Source organism: Frigoribacterium sp. CFBP9030 (assembly GCF_034045195.1).
Classification (GTDB): Bacteria; Actinomycetota; Actinomycetes; order Actinomycetales; family Microbacteriaceae; genus Frigoribacterium.
The window spans coordinates 335,821-349,488 of record NZ_JAXCWG010000002.1 but is presented as its reverse complement, the minus strand read 5'-3'; the positions used below and the strand labels follow the sequence as shown (position 1 = coordinate 349,488).

Annotated in this window: 13 protein-coding genes; 11 read left to right on the top strand and 2 right to left on the bottom strand. The window is 69.6% G+C overall.

Annotated elements, in window-relative coordinates; genetic code table 11:
* Window positions 1-85: 85 nt before the first annotated feature.
* Window positions 86-1,318 (bottom strand): DUF349 domain-containing protein, encoded by a 1,233-nt coding sequence (locus tag SOM13_RS03815; RefSeq protein WP_243213366.1) that lies wholly within the window; start codon window positions 1,316-1,318, stop codon window positions 86-88.
* Window positions 1,319-1,408: 90 nt separating this feature from the next.
* Window positions 1,409-2,197 (bottom strand): peptidylprolyl isomerase, encoded by a 789-nt coding sequence (locus SOM13_RS03810; RefSeq protein WP_320478935.1) that lies wholly within the window; start codon window positions 2,195-2,197, stop codon window positions 1,409-1,411.
* 91 nt (window positions 2,198-2,288) lie between these two features.
* Between SOM13_RS03810 and SOM13_RS03805 the strand changes: the two genes are divergently transcribed.
* From SOM13_RS03805 to nusB, 11 genes are all read left to right on the top strand, one after another.
* Window positions 2,289-3,692 carry a replication-associated recombination protein A gene (locus SOM13_RS03805; protein ID WP_192060304.1) on the top strand — a complete coding sequence of 468 codons (1,404 nt, stop codon included), beginning with the start codon at window positions 2,289-2,291 and terminating at the stop codon, window positions 3,690-3,692.
* Between the two features lie 236 nt (window positions 3,693-3,928).
* A complete protein-coding gene (gene rpsD, locus SOM13_RS03800) occupies window positions 3,929-4,558 on the top strand; it encodes a 30S ribosomal protein S4 (protein ID WP_192060305.1) in 630 nt (209 codons plus the stop codon).
* A gap of 141 nt (window positions 4,559-4,699) precedes the next feature.
* Window positions 4,700-4,888, top strand: a complete 189-nt coding sequence (locus tag SOM13_RS03795; protein WP_192060306.1) for a hypothetical protein — start codon at window positions 4,700-4,702, stop codon at window positions 4,886-4,888.
* Between the two features lie 65 nt (window positions 4,889-4,953).
* Window positions 4,954-7,623 carry an alanine--tRNA ligase gene (gene alaS / locus SOM13_RS03790; protein ID WP_320478934.1) on the top strand — a complete coding sequence of 890 codons (2,670 nt, stop codon included), beginning with the start codon at window positions 4,954-4,956 and terminating at the stop codon, window positions 7,621-7,623.
* Between the two features lie 9 nt (window positions 7,624-7,632).
* Window positions 7,633-8,142: a Holliday junction resolvase RuvX gene (ruvX, locus tag SOM13_RS03785; protein ID WP_243213370.1), complete on the top strand. Its 510-nt coding sequence runs from the start codon at window positions 7,633-7,635 to the stop codon at window positions 8,140-8,142.
* Between the two features lie 3 nt (window positions 8,143-8,145).
* A complete protein-coding gene (gene mltG, locus SOM13_RS03780; RefSeq protein ID WP_320478933.1) occupies window positions 8,146-9,576 on the top strand; it encodes an endolytic transglycosylase MltG in 1,431 nt (476 codons plus the stop codon).
* 73 nt (window positions 9,577-9,649) lie between these two features.
* A complete protein-coding gene (gene aroC / locus SOM13_RS03775) occupies window positions 9,650-10,870 on the top strand; it encodes a chorismate synthase (RefSeq protein WP_320478932.1) in 1,221 nt (406 codons plus the stop codon).
* A gap of 14 nt (window positions 10,871-10,884) precedes the next feature.
* On the top strand, window positions 10,885-11,379 hold the full coding sequence (locus SOM13_RS03770; RefSeq protein WP_414655507.1) for a shikimate kinase: 495 nt from the start codon (window positions 10,885-10,887) through the stop codon (window positions 11,377-11,379).
* The gene (gene aroB, locus SOM13_RS03765) at window positions 11,376-12,476 is read left to right on the top strand and encodes a 3-dehydroquinate synthase (protein WP_414655506.1); all 1,101 of its coding nucleotides are present in this window, start codon (window positions 11,376-11,378) and stop codon (window positions 12,474-12,476) included. The genes SOM13_RS03770 and aroB overlap by 4 nt, the downstream gene beginning before the upstream one ends.
* A 103-nt stretch (window positions 12,477-12,579) precedes the next feature.
* A complete protein-coding gene (efp, locus tag SOM13_RS03760; RefSeq protein ID WP_055797347.1) occupies window positions 12,580-13,140 on the top strand; it encodes an elongation factor P in 561 nt (186 codons plus the stop codon).
* A gap of 18 nt (window positions 13,141-13,158) precedes the next feature.
* Window positions 13,159-13,569 carry a transcription antitermination factor NusB gene (gene nusB, locus SOM13_RS03755; RefSeq protein WP_192060312.1) on the top strand — a complete coding sequence of 137 codons (411 nt, stop codon included), beginning with the start codon at window positions 13,159-13,161 and terminating at the stop codon, window positions 13,567-13,569.
* Window positions 13,570-13,668: the final 99 nt, after the last annotated feature.

Below are 13,668 nucleotides of genomic sequence, written 5' to 3'. Positions count from 1 at the left end.
CCTGCCCGACCATCGCCCGCACGACGAACCGCCCGGCCCCTCCTTGTGGAGAGAGAGCCGGGCGGTGCGGGCGGTGGTGGAGAGGTCAGGAGCCGAGGGCGTCGAGCCAGACCTTGCGCGCGTCGAGAGCCTCGCGCGCGTCTTTCACCTTGCGCGAGTCCCCGCTGGCCTCGGCCGTGGCGAGCTCCTCCTCGAGCTTCGAGATCGCGTCCTGGAGCTGGCTCGCCAGACCCTCGGACCGCGCCTTGCGCTCGGGGTTGTTCTTCTGCCAGAACTCCTCGTCGAGGGTGCGGACATGCGATTCGACCTTGCGGAGTCGGTCTTCGACGACACGGACCTGCTCGCGCGGAACCCGGCCGATCTCGTCCCAGCGGAGCTGGATCGAGGTGAGCGCCTCGCGGGCGGCGACCCGCTCGGTGACCGTGAGGATCTTCTCGGCCTCGTCGAGGAGCGCGAGCTTCGCCGCGAGATTGCCCTCGTACTCGACGTTGTCTTGAGCGACGACCTCGCCCTTCGCGGCGTACAGGACGTCGCCGGCCCGCTTGAAGCGAGCCCAGAGCGCATCGTCGTACTTCTTGCCCGCGCGACCGGCGCGCTTCCAGTCGTCGAGCAGGTGACGGTACTCGGGGATGCCGTCGGCGCCCTTGCCGGCCAGCGCGTCGGCGGCCTCGACGAGAGCCTGCTTGCGCTGTCGCGCCTCACGGTGCGTCGCGTCCAGCTCGGCGTAGAACGACTTGCGGTTCTGGTCGATGGTCGACCGGGCCGTGCGGAAGCGCTTCCAGAGGTCGTTGCCCTCGCCCTTGGGGATCCGCGGGCCGTCCTGCTGGTGCTTCTGCCATCTCGCGAAGATCTCGTCGATCGTCGCCGTGACCTGCTTCCACTGCACCCGGGCGGGGTCCTGTGCGGCGAGCGTCTCGGCCTCGACGACCAGGGCGGTGCGAACGGCGACCGCCTCGGCCAGAGCCTCCTGGGCCTCCGCGCTCTGCTTCTGAGTGAGCTCGCCGACCGTACTGTCGAGAGCCGTCACGCGAGTGCGGAGCGCCTCGAGGTCGCCCACGGCGCTCGGCTCGACGAGGAGCGCCTTCAGCTGCTTGACGGTCTTGCCGACGTCGGACGCCGAGGCGCCACGGGCCACCCGCTGCTCGAGCAGGGTGACCTGCCCGTTCAACTCGGTGTACTTGCGTTCGTAGTAGGCGAGCGCCTCGGCGGCGGTCGCATCGGGGTACTGGCCGACGGCGCGTTCGCCTTCTGCCTCCCGGACGTAGACGGTGCCGTCGTCGTCGACGCGGCCCCAGGGTGCCTGATCGTCAGTAGCCACTGTTGTCCCTTGCTGGATGTGCTCGTCACGGAGCCCAGGACGGGTCTCGATGATGGGACTCCAGCCTATTGCACCGTCGACGACCGTGGTCTATTCGATGGTCGCCGACGTGATCGTGGTCGCGACGACGGGGGAGCCGTCCGTCGACTCCTGACCCTCGGCGACCGGTCGGACGCCCTCGGCGGCGATCGAGGAGACGAGGTCGTCGAGACCGTCCGTGACGGAACCGACCACCGTGTATCCGCCCGTCGAGGCGTCCAATGTCGTCTCGCCGTAGGTGATGAAGAACTGGGTCGACTGCGAGTTCGGGTCCTCGCCCCGGGCCATGGCGATGGTGCCCGCCGGGTAGACGCCGTCGGCGGGGACGTTCTCGAGCGGTCCGAAGGTGAAACCGGCGTCACCCGTCCCGTCGCCGTTCGCCGAGCCGCACTGGAGGAACTCCGCCGACGGGGCGTCGCTCAGGCGGTGACACGCGGTGCCGTCGTAGAAGCCCTGCTGGATGAGGTCGACCAGCACCGACGTCGCCTGCGGGGCCCGTGCGCCGTCGAGGCTGATCGCCAGCGGGACGTCGTCGTTCAGCACGAGATCGCCGGTCCAGACGCGATCCGCCGCGATGTCCGAGCTGGGCACGTCCCCGGTCGAGGTGGCGGTCGGCGTCGGAGTCGCCGTGGCGGCGGGCGGATCGTCGACGGCACCGGGCCCCGAGGTCGTGTAGAGCAACTGCGAGACGACTGCGGCGGAGACGACGACGAGGGCGATGAGGGATGCGCGGATGTCGTCCCGACGGCGACGGGCGACCTGCCCGGCGTGGATGCTCTTCCGAGCCGTGTAGCGCCGGAGCCTCTCGCGGTTCTCGCGGTCGCCCTTGTTCGCTGCCACGTGTCCTCCATGCCGTGTCGATGGTCGCCCCGCACTGTATCGGAGCCGTGCCGGGCGTCGCTGTCGGCGGCCCGGTCTAGCATGAGTGCCCATGAGCCCGCTCCCGCAGAGCTCGACCCCACTCGCGGTCCGCATGCGTCCCACCAGCCTCGACGAGGTCGCCGGTCAACGGCATCTGCTCCGGCCGGGCTCGCCCCTCGTGACGCTGGCCTCCGACGCGACCGGAGAGCAGGGCGCCGTCTCGGTCATCCTGTGGGGGCCGCCCGGCACGGGCAAGACGACTCTCGCCCAGGCCATCGCGCACACCTCCGGTCGGCAGTTCATCGAACTCTCCGCGGTGACGGCCGGCGTGAAGGACGTCCGCCAGGTGATGGAGAAGGCCCTCACCAATCGCGACCTGTACGGCACGACGACCGTGCTGTTCCTCGACGAGATCCATCGGTTCACCAAGGCCCAGCAGGACGCCCTCCTCCCCGGCGTCGAGAACGGCTGGGTGATCCTCATCGCCGCGACCACGGAGAACCCCTCGTTCTCGGTCATCACACCGCTGCTGTCGCGATCGCTGCTCCTCACCCTCGAGCAGCTGAGCGACGACGACCTCGGCGATCTCGTGCGACGCGCCGTGCACGACCCTCGCGGTCTGGCGGACACCGTCATCCTCGACGACGAGGCCCTCGCGACGATCGTCCGACTCGCATCGGGTGACGCACGACGAGCGCTGACGGCCCTCGAGGCGTCCGCCCAGTCGGCGGCCGCCTCGAGTCTCGAGGCTCCCGGCGCGACCGAGGCCGCCGGTGCGGACCCGGGGGCCGACTTCGATCCCGACGCCGACTACGACGACGACCCCGACGACACCCGACCGGTGATCACGGCGGACACCGTCGCCCAGTCCGTCGACCGTGCGCTGCTGCGCTACGACCGCAACGGCGACGAGCACTACGACGTGATCAGCGCCTTCATCAAGTCGATCCGCGGCTCCGACGTGGACGCCGCCCTGCATTACCTGGCGCGCATGATCGAGGCCGGCGAGGATCCGCGCTTCATCTGCCGACGCATCATCGTCTCCGCGGGTGAGGACATCGGGATGGCCGACCCGAACGCCCTCACCGTGGCGGTGTCGGCGGCGACGGCGGTCCAGATGATCGGCATGCCCGAGGGCCGCATCCCGATGGCCGAGGCCGTCGTCTACCTGGCCACCGCGCCCAAGTCGAACCGGTCGTACAGCGCCCTGGACGCCGCCATAGCCGACGTCCGGGCCGGCCGGGCGGGGCGTGTGCCCAAGCACCTCCGAGACGCCCACTACCCGGGGGCCAGACGACTCGGGCACGGTAAGGGGTACCGGTACTCGCACGACTCCGAACTCGGCGTCGTCAAGCAGCAGTACCTGCCCGACGAGCTGGTCGGCACCGTCTACTACGATCCGACCGGTCACGGCAACGAGAACGCCGTCACGACACGCCTAGAGAAACTGCGCCGCATCATTCGCGGAGAATGACCCGCCCGTGTTAAGCTGATGGCTGCCTGGTATCGGTCTGTCACGCACGGCTGCAGTGACGACATTCGATCAAGGGTCCTGGTCTTTAGCCGATCGGTTCCCGTGGCACCATCCCTCGTGTTTCGTCGAGTACTCGACCCGACCCGGTGTCCTCTCACGAGGTCCTGGTCGGAACGGCGCTTCCTGCGCCCGAGCATCCTCGGCCGTCAGCTTTCACACGATCAGAGAGAAGAACCGTGTCGACCAAGTCACGTACCCGTAGCAAGACCCGTCTGTCGCGTGCCCTCGGCATCGCGCTGACCCCGAAGGCCGCCCGCTACCTCGAGAAGCGTCCTTACGCTCCCGGTGAGCACGGCCGCACCAAGCGCAAGACCGACAGCGACTACGCCGTCCGTCTGCGTGAGAAGCAGCGTCTGCGTGCCCAGTACGGCATCCGCGAGGCGCAGCTGAAGATCGTCTTCAACGAGGCCCGCAAGTCCGCCGGTCTGACCGGTGAGAACCTGGTCGAGCTGCTCGAGACGCGTCTCGACGCGCTCATCGTGCGTTCGGGCTTCGCCCGCACCACGGCTCAGGCTCGCCAGATGGTCGTGCACCGTCACATCCTCGTCGACGGCAAGCTCGTCGACCGTCCCTCGTTCCGCGTCAAGCCGGGTCAGATGATCCACGTCGCGCCGAAGAGCGAGAAGATGGAGCCCTTCCAGGTCGCAGCCGCCGGCGGTCACGTCGACGTCCTGCCCAAGGTCCCGGGTTACCTCGAGGTCGAGATCGACAAGCTGCAGGCCCGCCTCGTGCGTCGCCCGAAGCGCGTCGAGGTCCCCGTGACCTGCGAGGTCCAGCTGGTCGTCGAGTACTACGCCGCCCGCTGACACCCGTCACGACAGCACCCTGAGGGAGCGCGCCACGAACCGTGGCGCGCTCCCTTCGTCGTCGGCGGTCTCCTCCTGCGCGACGGGTAAGCTCGTGTGTCGTCCCGTGCGTCGTCCGCACGACCGTCGTGAGGAGTCCCCGTGAAGAGCCTGTTCCTGCTGACCATCGGCGTCGTCGCCGGCTTCACTCTGGCGCATCTATACAACAAGACGCCTCGCGGCAGCCGACTGTTCGGCGAGCTCGACGGCAGCCTCACGAATTTCCGCGCAGCACTCGTCGACGGCTACCGCGCCCGCGACGCCGAGCTGCGCTCCGACGGCGAGAGCTGATCCACCCACTCGACCCGCGCCTCCTCGACGCCCCCGTCACACCGATCACCCCACACCGGAGAACCATGCAGACCGCCGAGATCCGCCGCCGTTGGCTCGACTACTTCGGAGACCGGGGCCACACCGTCGTCCCCTCCGCCTCCCTCGTCAGCGACGACCCGAGCCTGCTGTTCACCGTGGCGGGCATGGTCCCCTTCATCCCGTATCTCACGGGTCTCGTGCCGACGCCGTACCCCCGGGCCACGAGCGTCCAGAAGTGCATCCGCACCAACGACATCGAAGAGGTCGGCAAGACGCCGCGTCACGGCACGTTCTTCCAGATGAACGGCAACTTCTCGTTCGGCGACTACTTCAAGGAGGACGCCATCGGCTACGCCTGGGAGCTCCTCACCTCGAGCGAGGCCGACGGCGGACTGGCCTTCGACCCGGCCGACCTGTGGGTCACCGTGTACGAGGAGGACGACGAGGCCATCGCCCTCTGGAAGAAGATCGCCGGTCTGCCCGACGAGAAGATCCAGCGCCTCGGCAAAGACACGAACTACTGGCACACGGGTCAGCCCGGGCCGGCGGGCCCCTGCTCGGAGATCTTCTTCGACCGCGGCCCGGCCTACGGCGCCGACGGCGGTCCCGCCACCGACGACGACCGTTACGTCGAGATCTGGAACCTCGTGTTCATGCAGTACCAGATCGAGAACGTCCGCTCGAAGGTCGACTTCGACATCGTGCGCGAACTGCCGAACAAGAACATCGACACCGGGATGGGTCTCGAACGGGTCGCGTTCCTCAAGCAGGGCGTCGACAACATGTACGAGATCGACCAGGTCCGCCCGGTGCTCGACAAGGCCGCCGAGCTGTCGGGCCGTCGCTACGGCGCCGTGCACGAGGACGACGTCCGCATGAGGGTCATCGCCGACCACGTCCGCAGCTCCTTGATGCTGATGTCCGACGGAGTCCGACCGTCGAACGAGGGGCGGGGCTACATCCTCCGCCGCCTTCTTCGTCGCACCGTCCGCTCGATGCGGCTCCTGGGCGTCGAGGGCGCGACCTTCCCCCAGCTGTTCCCCGAATCCCGTGACGCGATGAAGTCGGCGTACCCCGAGGTGGAGAGCGACTTCGGCCGCATCTCGCGCCTCGCCTACGCCGAAGAGGAGACCTTCCTCCGCACCCTCGCCGCCGGTACGGCGATCCTCGACGACGCGGTCGTCGACACCCGCGCGGCCAGCTCCGAGAAGACCCCGCGCCTCGCCGGCGACACGGCGTTCCTGCTGCACGACACGTTCGGGTTCCCGATCGACCTGACCCTCGAGATCGCCGAGGAGAACGGCCTGACGGTCGACCGTGCGGCCTTCGATTCGCTCATGTCCGAGCAGCGGGCACGGGCCAAGGCGGATGCGAAGTCCCGCAAGGTGGCTCTGGCCGACCTCAGCGTCTACAGCGCCTTCCGGGCCGGCGGCGAGACCGTCTTCACGGGCTACGACATGCTCCACACGCCGACGCGCGTGCTGGGGCTCATCGTCGACGGGGCCTCCGTCGACCGGGCCGTCGCAGGCGACATCGCCGAGGTCATCCTCGCCGAGACCTCCCTCTACGCCGAGTCCGGTGGACAGGAGGCCGACGCCGGGACGATCGTGGGTGCGGGCTTCGACCTCGAGGTGCTCGACGTGCAGAAGCCGGTCAAGGGTCTGATCAGCCACCGCGTGCAGGTCCGCTCGGGCGAGGTCGGCGTCGGCGATGCGGCCACCAGCGTCGTCGACCCGGTCTACCGGCGAGGAGCCACCCAGGCCCACTCCGCCACGCACCTCATCCACGCGGCGCTCCGCGAGGTCCTCGGGCCGGAGGCGCACCAGGCCGGTTCGTACAACAAGGCCGGTTACATGCGCCTCGACTTCAACTGGAACCAGGCCCTGAGCCCGGCGACGCGCAGCGAGATCGAGGAGGTGGCGAACGGCGCCATCCGCGACGACCTGCAGGTCGTCACCCGCGAGCTCCCGCTCGACGAGGCGCGATCGCTCGGAGCGATGGCGCTGTTCGGCGAGAAGTACGGCGAGACGGTCCGCATGGTCGACATCGGCGGGCCCTGGTCGCGCGAGCTCTGCGCCGGTACCCACGTCGCCACCAGCGCCCAGGTGGGTCTGATCAACCTCGTCAGCGAGACCTCCGTCGGCTCCACGAACCGCCGGGTCGAGTCGCTGGTCGGTCTCGACGCGTTCCGTGAATTCGCCGCGGAGCGGGCCATCGTGTCCCAGCTCACCTCCTCGCTCCGCGCGCCGCGGGAGCAGCTCGCCGACCGCGTCGGCGACCTGGTCTCCAGTCTCAAGTCGGCCGAGAAGCGCATCGCCGAGTTCGAGCGCGCTCAGCTGGCGACGAAGATCCCGGCCCTGGCGGAGTCCGCGACCGACGTCGGCGACTTCACGGTCGTGGCCGACTCCGTCGGCTCGCTCCGGTCGACCGACGAACTGCGCTCTCTCGTGACGTCGGTCCGAGAGCGTCTCGGGTCGCAGTCGAGCTCCGTCGTGGCCCTCGCCGCCGATGTGGCCGGCAAGCCCGCGGTCATCGTCGCCACCAGCGAGCCGGCTCGCCGATCGGGAGCCAAGGCGGGCGTGCTCGCCAAGGGCGCCGCGACCGTCCTCGGCGGAGGCGGCGGCGGCAAGGACGACCTCGCCCAGGGGGGCGGCTCCGACGTGTCGGCGATCCCTCGGGCGCTGTCGGGCATCGTCGACGCGCTCCGCGGCTGAGCGGCCGACGTGCGTCACGGAGTCCGACTGGGCGTCGATGTGGGCAAGGCCCGCATCGGCGTCGCACGGACCGATCCGCACGGGATGATCGCGACGCCCGTCGAGACGGTGCCCCGCGCCTCCTCGGGCACGGCGGACGTCGAGGCGATCATGAAGCACGCGACGGAGCTCGACGCGGTGGAGATCGTGGTCGGACTGCCGTTGTCGCTCGCCGGGCGCGACACCGCGTCGACCGCCGATGCTCGGCTCTTCGCCGGAGCCCTCGCCGCAGCGTCCGATCTGCCGGTCCGTCTCGTCGACGAGCGTCTCTCGACCGTCAGTGCACAGAGCGCACTTCGTTCCTCCGGGCGCAAGGGGCGCACACAACGATCCGTGATCGATCAAGTCGCCGCTGTTATCATCGTCCAGCATGCGCTCGATCTCGAGCGATCGAGCGGGAGACCGCCCGGTCAGCTCGTCGACGCCCCCGGCTCCGATGAGGGCGCCGGGACCGAACCCGACACCGACGAAGGACGTTGACTCGTGGCCGACGACCCCCGATGGGACGACATCTTCACGTCGCAGCCCACTCCCGCCGATCCCCCCCGACGAGACGGGGCCGAGCGGCCGACCGACGGCTCCCCATCCGGTGACGACCACGATCGGCCGGCGACGCCCAGCTCACCGCCCGCTCCGGGCTCGCGGCGGGCGCAGCGCGAGCAGGAGCGCCAGGCCTCGGCCGCCGAGGCCTCACCCGCGGGCGATGCCGGCGGGTCCGCGGCAGCCGACGAGTCGATCGAGTCGGCGCAGGCGTCCGAGCCACGTCGTCCCGCCGAACAGTCGCGTCGCGAGCGGACGCCCCGCGAGCGCACGCCCCGGGATCGTCGCGGCTCCGAGCCGCGAGAGCGCGGTCGGCATCGCGGCACGATCATCCTCGTCTCGATCCTCGTCATCGTCCTCGCCGGCGGCACGGCGGGTGTGTTCGCGGCTTGGAACGCCATCTCTCCGATCGTCGCGCGCATCACCGGCGACGACGCGCCCGCCGACTACACGGGCGCCGGCAACGGCGAGGAGGTCGACTTCGCGATCGTGGACGGCCAGGTCGGCTCGGACATCGCCGCCTCCCTCGCCGACAGCGGGGTCACGAAGAGCTACGAGGCCGCCTACTCGATCCTGCTGGCCGATACGACGGTGACCTTCCAGCCCGGCACCTACTCGCTGCAGAAGGAGATGAGCGCGCAGGCCGCCATCGACGCCCTCCAGGACGACGCCAACCGGATCGTCAACCGCCTGGTGATCCCCGAGGGCACCGCGGCGGTGGACATCTACAGCCTGCTGTCCGAGGCGACCGAGATCCCGCTCGACCAGGTGACGGCAGCGGCCGGCGACATGGCGTCGTTCGGTCTGCCCGCCGGTGTGACCTCGCTCGAGGGGTATCTGTTCCCGGCGACCTACGATCTGGATCCCGCGCTCGACGCTCATGGCTACCTCCAGCTGATGGTCGACACCCAGGTGGCCCGATTGACGGCTCTTGGCGTCCAGCCCGCCGACTACCAGCGCGTCATCACACTCGCCTCCATCGTGCAGCGGGAGGCCGGGCTCGCCGCCGACTACCCCAAGGTCTCGCGCGTGTTCCTCAACCGCCTCGACGACGGCATGCTGCTGCAGTCCGACGCGACGGTCGCCTACGGCACCGGCAACACGCATCTCGTCACCACCACCGACGAAGAGCGCGGCGACGCCTCGAACCTCTACAACACCTACGTGCACGAGGGGCTGCCGGTCGGCCCGATCTCCAACCCGGGCGATCTGGCCCTCGACGCGGCGGTCAAGCCCGCCGACGGCCCCTGGCGCTACTTCGTCACGGTCAATCTCGACTCGGGCGAGACGACGTTCTCGACCACGTTCGCCGAGCACGAGGTCGCCGTCGCGCAGTGGCAGGCGTGGATGCGCGAGCACCCCGAGTACCAGTAGCGGCACGACGTGTCTCGGAGCGCCCCCGGTCGACGGACCGGGGGCGCTCTCGTGCTGTGGGAGGATTGCTCCCATGCTTCGTTGGTTGACCGCAGGGGAATCTCACGGCCCCGAGCTCATCGCCGTCCTCGAGGGCCTCCCCGCGGGGGTGCCCGTCTCGTCGAGCGCGATCAAGGCCGATCTGGCCCGTCGACGTCTCGGCTACGGCCGCGGCTCGCGCATGAAGTTCGAACAGGACGAGCTGCACATCTCCGGCGGCGTCCGTCACGGCCTCACGATGGGCGGCCCGGTGGCGTTGCGCGTCGGCAACACCGAGTGGCCCAAGTGGGTCGAGGTGATGAACCCCGAGCCGGTCGAGATCGGTGACGTGTCGCGCGGGCGCAGTGCGCCTCTGACGCGGCCGCGTCCCGGTCACGCCGACCTCGTCGGCATGCAGAAGTACGACTTCGACGAGGCCCGTCCGATCCTCGAGCGAGCCAGCGCCCGCGAGACGGCGGCGCGAGTGGCCCTCGGCGCCGTCGCCCGCTCGTTCCTGTCCGAACTCGGCATCGAACTCGTCAGCCACACCCTCTCGATCGGGCCGGTCCGCGTGCCCGACGGCTCACCGCTCCCGCTCCCGTCCGACCTCGACCTTCTCGACGACGACCCCCTGCGCTGCTTCGACGAGGCGACGAGTGCGGCCATGGTCGACGAGGTCGAGTCCGCCAAGCGCGACGGCGACACCCTCGGCGGCGTCGTCGAGGTGCTCGCCTACGGCGTCCCTCCGGGTCTCGGCTCGCACGTCCACTGGGACCGCCGTCTCGACTCCCAGCTCGCCGCCGCCCTGATGGGCATCCAGGCCATCAAGGGCGTCGAGGTGGGCGACGGCTTCGAGACCACCAGGAGGCGCGGGTCGGTCGCGCACGACGAGCTGCACCTCTCCGGCGGGGTCATCTCGCGAGACACCGACCGTGCAGGCGGCACCGAGGGCGGCATGAGCACGGGAACGGTGCTCCGGGTCCGCGCCGGCATGAAGCCCATCGCGACCGTGCCGCGTGCTCTCGCCACGATCGACGTGACGAGCGGCGAGGAGTCCAAGGCGCACCACCAGCGCTCCGACGTCTGCGCGGTCCCCGCGGCAGGCGTGGTGGCCGAGTCGATGGTCGCGCTCGTGCTCGCCAACTCGGTGCTCGAGAAGTTCGGCGGCGACTCGCTGGGCGAGACCGCCCGCAACCTCCGGGGCTACCTCGACGCCATCCCCGAGAACCTCCGCACCGGGTCCGCCCCCGAGCAGCCCGAGTCCGCCGGCCTGTGAGGCGCCGTCCTGTCGTGCTGATCGGCCCGATGGGTGCGGGCAAGACGAGCATCGGCAAGAAGCTCGCCCGCCGACTCGGCGCCGGGTTCGCCGACAGCGACCGGGTCGTCGTGCAGCGTCACGGTGCCATCGCCGACATCTTCGACGCCGAGGGCGAGTCCGCCTTCAGAGCGAAGGAGCGCGAGGTCGTCTCCGAGCTGCTGGCGTCCGACGGGGTCGTGTCGCTCGGCGGGGGAGCCGTCCTCGACCTGTCGACCCGCGCCTCCCTGGCGGACCTCCCGGTCGTGATGCTCTCCGTGAGCGAGTCCGCGGTCGAGTCCCGCCTGTCGGGAAGCCACCGTCCACTGCTCAGCCGAGGGGGCATGGACGCCTGGCGCCTCATCGCGGCCGAGCGCGAGCCCCTGTACCGCGACCTCGCGTCCGTGGTTGTCGACACGTCCCATCGCCCGGTCTCGAGGGTCGTCGACGACATCGTGACCTGGCTCGACCCCGAAAGAGGAAACCCGTGACCGATCCGCAGCCCACCACCACCACCACCACCACCATCCGGGTCGGCGGCGACGCGCCGTACGACGTGCTCGTCGGGCGGGGCCTCGTGGCCGGTCTGCCCGGGCTCCTCCCGCCGCAGGCGAAGAAGGTGCTGATCGTGCACGCGCCGACCCTCGGTCGGAAGGCCAACGAGGTCCGCGAGACGCTGGTCGAGGCGGGCTACGAGGCGCTCATCGCCGAGGTGCCCGATGCTGAAGACGCGAAGCGCGTCGAGGTGGCCGCCTTCTGCTGGCAGGTGCTCGGCCAGGCGGACTTCACCCGGACGGACGTCGTCCTCGGGCTCGGCGGCGGCGCGATCACCGATCTCGCCGGCTTCGTCGCCGCGACCTGGCTGCGCGGCGTCGCTCTCGTCCAGGTGCCGACGAGCGTGCTGGGGATGGTCGACGCGAGCGTCGGCGGCAAGACGGGCATCAACACGGCGGAGGGGAAGAACCTCGTCGGCGCGTTCCACCCGCCGATCGCCGTCCTGGCGGACCTCGACATGCTCGACACCCTGTCGAAGAACGAGATCCTCGCCGGTTTCGCCGAGATCGTGAAGGCGGGGTTCATCGCCGAACCCGAGATCCTCGACATCGTCGAGGCCGACGTCGACCGCGCGACCGACCCGACGACGCCGGAGTTCCGGCGGGTGGTCGAGCTGTCGATCGCCCTCAAGGCGCGGGTCGTCGGAGAGGACCTCACCGAGCAGGGTCTCCGCGAGATCCTGAACTACGGTCACACCCTGGGGCATGCGGTCGAGCACGCCGAGCGCTACCAGTGGCGTCACGGCGCCGCCGTCTCGGTCGGCATGGTCTTCGCCGCCGAGCTCGCCCGATTGACCGGCCGGCTGTCCGACGACGCCGTCGACCGTCACCGCCGCATCCTCGAGTCCCTGACCCTGCCCGTGAGCTACCCGCTGGGTCGCTGGAACACCCTCCTCGCGACGATGCAGCGCGACAAGAAGGCCCGTGCGGGCATGCTCCGATTCATCGTCCTCGACGGGATCGGCAAGCCGACGGTCATCCAGGGCCCCGATCAGAGCCTCCTCTTCGCGGCCTACCAGGAGATCGGGTCCTGACCCGGGCGGGGTTCCGCTCCGAGTCCGCGCTCGACGGGTCCGCTACACTCGTCGATGGCCTCATCCGGCCGACACCCACCGACTCCGAACGGACCCCGCGCGCATGGCGACTACAAACGACATCAAGAACGGTGCCGTCCTCAACCTCGACGGCCAGCTCTGGAACGTGATCGAGTTCCAGCACGTCAAGCCGGGCAAGGGTGGCGCGTTCGTCCGCACGAAGATGAAGAACGTCATGTCGGGCAAGGTCGTCGACAAGACGTTCAACGCCGGCACGAAGATCGACTTCGCCAACGTCGACCGTCGCGAGTTCACCTACCTCTACGCCGAGGCCGACGGCTACGTGTTCATGGACACCAGCGACTACGACCAGATCAACGTCCCCGCGACGGTGGTCGGCGACGCGAAGAACTTCATGCTCGAGAACCAGAACGTGCAGATGGCCCTCCACGACGGCACGCCGCTCTACATCGAGCTGCCCGCGTCGGTCATCCTCGAGGTCACGTACACCGAGCCGGGTCTGCAGGGCGACCGCTCCACCGGCGGCACCAAGTCGGCGACGGTCGAGACCGGCTACGAGATCCAGGTCCCGCTGTTCCTCGAGAACGGCACCAAGGTCAAGGTCGACACCCGCGACGGCAGCTACCTCGGCCGCGTCAGCTAGTCCGGGTCGTCCACAGCAGTGAGTGCCCGCACCAAGGCGCGCAAGCGCGCCCTCGACGTCCTGTACGTCGCCGACATCCGCGAGATCAGCATGACCGACGCCCTCGTCATGGAGACCACCCGGGCCATGGGTCAACCCGAGCGCAGTTCGAGCTGGGGTTACGCCCGCGAGATCGTCCAGGGGGTCATCGACCACCGCTCGGAGATCGACGAGCTCATCGAGACGTACTCGCAGGGCTGGTCCCTCAACCGGATGCCCACGCTCGACCGGGCCATCCTCCGCATCGGCATCTGGGAGCTCGGTCACAACGACGAGATCCCCGACCACGTCGCCATCAGCGAGGCCGTCGAGCTGGCTCAGTCGCTCAGCACCGACGACTCCGCCGTCTTCGTCAACGGTCTGCTCGGTCGCATCGCCGCCAGCAGCTAGGCTGGTCCGAACCGAGGGGCCGTAGGGCGACCGCACGGTCGCCGGGCCTCTCCGCAGCTCCACGATCCCGACATCCGACATCCTTTAAGTTCCGTCCAG

Coding starts and splice junctions, on each gene's coding strand:
- SOM13_RS03805 (WP_192060304.1), top strand. CDS start 2,289: ATGAGCCCGCTCCCGCAGAGCTCGACCCCACTCGCGGTCCGCATGCGT.
- alaS (WP_320478934.1), top strand. CDS start 4,954: ATGCAGACCGCCGAGATCCGCCGCCGTTGGCTCGACTACTTCGGAGAC.
- aroC (WP_320478932.1), top strand. CDS start 9,650: ATGCTTCGTTGGTTGACCGCAGGGGAATCTCACGGCCCCGAGCTCATC.
- efp (WP_055797347.1), top strand. CDS start 12,580: ATGGCGACTACAAACGACATCAAGAACGGTGCCGTCCTCAACCTCGAC.